Annotated in this window: 2 protein-coding genes; one reads left to right on the top strand and one right to left on the bottom strand. The window is 69.6% G+C overall.

Annotation, left to right across the window (positions count from 1 at the left end):
- The first annotated feature begins 14 nt into the window (after positions 1–14).
- Positions 15–1,781 (top strand): gamma-glutamyltransferase, encoded by a 1,767-nt coding sequence (gene ggt, locus ELR45_RS31685; RefSeq protein ID WP_420813988.1) that lies wholly within the window; start codon positions 15–17, stop codon positions 1,779–1,781.
- Positions 1,782–1,905: 124 nt separating this feature from the next.
- Here ggt and ELR45_RS31680 read toward each other — a convergent pair whose 3' ends face one another.
- A complete protein-coding gene (locus tag ELR45_RS31680) occupies positions 1,906–3,072 on the bottom strand; it encodes a 3-deoxy-7-phosphoheptulonate synthase (RefSeq protein WP_129669843.1) in 1,167 nt (388 codons plus the stop codon).
- Between the last annotated feature and the right edge of the window lie 62 nt (positions 3,073–3,134).

The following is a 3,134-nucleotide window of genomic DNA, read 5'->3' as shown; positions in this document are numbered from 1 at the left end:
TGGTCGGTGCGGGGCTGCTCAGCCCGGCCCACGGCGGCACCGACGCCATACCCGGCCGCGGCCACAAGGAGCCGGCGAAAGAGCCCGTCGCCGTCGGCTACGGCGGCGCAGTGTCCACGGTCGACGCCGATGCGACCGCCGCCGGCATGCACATGCTGCGTCGCGGTGGCACGGCGGCCGACGCGGCGATCGCCGCGGCCGCGGCACTCGGAGTCACCGAACCCTTCTCAGCGGGCATCGGCGGTGGCGGATTCTTCGTCCATTACGACGCGGACACCGGTGAGGTCTCCACGCTGGACGGGCGCGAGACCGCCCCGGCGGCTGCCACCGATCAGCTGTTCATCGACGACGAGACCGGTGAGCCGTTGGCGTTCGGGGAAGCCAGGGTGAGCGGGCTGTCGGTGGGGACGCCGGGCACGCTACAGACCTGGCAGGACGCGCTCGACCGATGGGGCCGCTTCTCCCTGGGGACGACGCTGCGTCCGGCGACTCGGCTCGCCAACCGGGGGTTCGTCGTGGACGAGACGTTCCGTTCACAGGTCGCGGGCAACGTGGACATCTTCGCGGACTTCCCGGCGTCGGCCGAGCTGTACCTGCCCGACGGCGCGCCGCCGGAGGTCGGGACGAAGCTGAGGAACCGCGATCTGGCCGAGACGTACCGGCTCATCGCCAAGCACGGGACCGACGCCTTCTACTCGGGTGAGATCGCCGAGGACATCGCCGCGACCGTTCAGGCTCCGCCGGTCGACGAGGACGCGGACCGGGTTGTCCGGGCGGGTGAGCTGGGGGTCGACGACCTCGCGGACTACCAGGTGGTCGAGCGCGATCCGACACTCGTCGATTACGACGGGCTGGGCGTCTACGGGATGGGGCCGCCGTCGTCCGGGGGCTCGACGGTCGGGGAGGCTCTGAACATCCTGGAGAACGTCGAACTCTCCGCAGACGACGAGACGTCAGCCATGCATCACTATCTCGAGGCGAGCGCCCTGGCATTCGCCGACCGCAACCGCTATGTCGGGGACCCGGACATCGTCGATGTCCCGCTTGCCGAGTTGCTGTCGCAGGGGTTCGCCGACGAACGCGCGTGCGAGCTCGACCCGGAGCAGGCGGCTCCCAAGCCGGTGGCGCCTGGCAGCCCGGACGGTGAGTACGTCGAGTGCGGTGAGCTCGGCGTCACCGGTGAGCCTGACAGCGCGGCCGGATCGACGACGCATCTGACCACCGCGGACAGGTGGGGCAACGTCGCCTCCTACACCTTGACGATCGAGCAGACCGGCGGCAGCGGCATCGTCGTTCCTGGCCGTGGCTTCCTGCTCAACAACGAGCTGACCGACTTCAACTTCACACCGACCCAAGGCGACGCTCCCGATCCGAACCTGCCTGGGCCGGGGAAGCGGCCACGGTCCTCGATGTCCCCGACGATCGCGCTCGACGACGGCGAACCGTTCCTCGCGCTGGGCAGCCCCGGTGGCGCCACGATCATCACCACGGTGTTGCAGACGCTGCTCAACCGGCTCGACCTCGGGATGGATCTCCCGGACGCCGTGGCCGCGCCCAGGCTGTCGCAGCTGAACAACGCCGCGACGTTCGTCGAAACGGAGGTCATCGGCACGGCGTTGGCCACGGAGCTGGAAGAGTTCGGGCACAGCCTCAGCGACGCCGGTGAGATCGGCGCGGTGACCGGCATCGAATTCCTCGGTGACGGACGGATGCAGGCGGTGGCCGAGCCGGAGCGTCGCGGCGGCGGCAGCGCCGACGTGCTCTTCCCAGCCCGGCGGTAACGGCGTTGCGTCCTGCAGGGCGAGCCCCATCGGCCGTTAGCCGGATTGATCAGGTACGAGTTCATGGCGCTATAGCGCCATGAACTCGTACCTGATCATGGACCCATGAGGCTTGACGTGACGGTCAGCCCGAGGAACTCTCGACCGTCGTGCGGCGGGAGCGGACGGCCGTCGCGAGTACGTCGAGGAGCTCTTCGGTGGTCTCCCAGCTCATGCAGGCGTCCGTGACGCTCTGCCCGTAGGTGAGCTCGCCGTCGATGTCCTGCCGGCCTTCGACGAGGAAGCTCTCCAGCATCACGCCGGCGATACCGCTCTGACCCGCAGCGAGCTGTCCGGCGATCTCCCTGGTGACGGCCGCCTGCCGGATGTGGTCTTTGCCGCTGTTTCCGTGGCTCGCGTCGATGACCAGGCGTTCCGGCAGCTCGGCCTTGTGTAGCAGGGTGAGGGCATCCCGGACGTCGATCGGGCCGTAGTTGGGTCCGGCCTGGCCGCCACGGAGGATCACGTGGCAGTCGGGATTGCCGATGGTGGAGACGGCGGCGGCCCGCCCGCCCTCGTCGACGCCGAAGAACACGTGGCTGTGCGCGGCCGCGATGCACCCGTCGATGGCGGCCTGCACGTCGCCGCTGGTGGCGTTCTTGAAGCCGACCGGCATGGACAGGCCCGAGGCCAGCTGCCGGTGGACCTGGCTCTCCGGCGTACGGGCCCCGATGGCGCCCCAGGAGACCGTGTCCGCGATGAACTGCGGACTGATCGGCTCCAGGAACTCGCAGCCGGCTGGCAGCCCAGTGCTCAGCACGTCGAAGAGCAGCGTTCGCGCCGTCCGCAGGCCGCGCTGGACGTTGTGTGAGCCGTCCATCCCGGGGTCGTTGATCAGGCCCTTCCAGCCGACCGTCGTCCGCGGTTTCTCGAAGTACACCCGCATGACGATGCGCAGGTCCGCGCCGAGCCGGTCCGCGACCGGTGCGAGCCGCCGCGCGTAGTCGAGGGCTGCGTCGGGATCATGGATCGAGCAGGGGCCGACGACCACGAGCAGCCGGTCGTCGCGGCCTGCCACGATCTCGCGAACCTCGGCACGAGTGCGCCGGACCAGGTCGGCGTGGGCCTCGTCGAGCGGGAGCTCTGCCAGGAGCTCGTGCGGAGGGGTCAGCGGCTGGAAGCCGGCGATCCGCAGATCACCGGTGGAGAGGTCCCTTTGAGAGTCGGGTTGGCCGCTCGGGCCGGGTTGACTGGCCGGAGGGCTTGGACGGCTCTCGTGTGTCTCTGGCGTGTGCGGTGCGGGGTGGGACATGTCGCGGGTTCCGTTCCTTCTCTTAGACCGGCGAAACGTCCACGATCTTCACCCGGGGCCGC

Source organism: Phytoactinopolyspora endophytica (assembly GCF_004138495.1).
GTDB lineage: Bacteria > Actinomycetota > Actinomycetes > Jiangellales > Jiangellaceae > Phytoactinopolyspora > Phytoactinopolyspora endophytica.
This window is presented reverse-complemented; position numbering and strand designations above follow the sequence as displayed.

Bases quoted from the DNA above. Each gene is read 5' to 3' on its own strand.
- ELR45_RS31680 (WP_129669843.1), bottom strand. From the start codon at position 3,072: ATGTCCCACCCCGCACCGCACACGCCAGAGACACACGAGAGCCGTCCA.